This window comes from Citrobacter sp. T1.2D-1 (assembly GCF_950098555.1).
GTDB lineage: Bacteria > Pseudomonadota > Gammaproteobacteria > Enterobacterales > Enterobacteriaceae > Citrobacter_A > Citrobacter_A telavivensis.
Window position 1 is genome coordinate 1 of record NZ_CATNHH010000031.1, and the last position, 1229, is coordinate 1229.

At 51.3% G+C, this 1229-nt stretch carries 1 protein-coding gene; it reads right to left on the reverse strand.

Features of this window, described 5'->3' with window-relative positions; translation table 11 throughout:
• Nucleotides 1–18 precede the first annotated feature (18 nt).
• A protein-coding gene (locus QQZ17_RS18145) for an IS3 family transposase (protein WP_089600859.1) occupies nucleotides 19–1166 on the reverse strand; the annotation gives its coding sequence in 2 pieces (ribosomal slippage) (nucleotides 19–929 and nucleotides 929–1166; 1149 coding nt in all).
• Nucleotides 1167–1229: the final 63 nt, after the last annotated feature.

Consider the following 1229-nt stretch of genomic DNA (forward strand, 5'->3'; position numbering starts at 1 on the left):
TGAATCGCCACGGATAATCTAGACACTTCCGAGCCGTTGATAATACTGGTTTTCATATTCTGTCGGTGACATCTGATCGCTAGAACCATGCCGACGCTTACTGTTATAAAACATTTCGATGTAATCAAAAATATCGCTGCGGGCTTCTTCCCGCGTTCCGTAGATCTTTTTCTTTATCCGTTCGCGTTTCAACAACTGGAAAAAGCTTTCTGCAACCGCATTATCATGGCAGTTACCGCGACGGCTCATGCTGCCCTCCAGGCCGTGTGATTTCAGGAACGACTGCCACTCATGGCTTGTGTACTGACTGCCCTGATCCGAATGAACCAGCACCTGTTTTTGGGGATTACGCCGCCATACAGCCATCAGCAGTGCGTTCAGGACAATGTCCTTTGTCATCCGGGATTGCATGGACCAGCCGATAATTTTGCGTGAGAACAGATCAACAACCACGGCAAGATACAGCCAGCCTTCGTGGGTCCTGATGTAGGTTATGTCCGTTACCCAACGCTCATCCGGAGCATCCGGATTGAACTGTCGCTGGAGCCTGTTGGGCGACACGATACTGGCCTCGCCTTTACGTGCCCGCGGGCTCCGGTATCCGACCTGAGCCTTTATCCCGACACGTTTCATCAGTCGCCAGACTCTGTTCACTCCGCACTGTTGCCCGCTGTCCCGCAGATCCAAATGGATTTTGCGATAACCATAGACGCATCCCGATTCCAGCCAGAACTGTTTAATCTGTCCTGTCAGTCTCAGGTCTGCCTGATGGCGTTGTGAATGCGGCTGCTGAAGCCAGGCGTAAAAACCACTGGGATGAACATCCAGCACCCGACAGAGCAGGCGAACAGGCCAGCAACAGGTGTTGTCACGGATAAAGGCGTACCTCAGTCGGACAGCTTTGCGAAGTACGCCGCGGCTTTTTTTAATATGTCCCGTTCGTCGGTAACCCGCTTCAGCTCTTTCTGAAGACGGCGGATCTCGGCCTGAGCATCTGACTGTTCTTTATTAGTGGAAGAATCCGGACCGTACTTCTTTATCCAGGCGTAAAGGCTGTGGGTGGTGATATCGAGACGTGTTGCAACGCTGGCAACAGAATAACCGCGATCAACAACCTGTTTGACTGCTTCAATTTTAAACTCTTCGGGATAACGCTTACCGCTCATGGGCACCTCTCTTTAAGCCATCTTAAATGACTCTGAGGTGTCTGTTAAACCCGTGGCGATTCA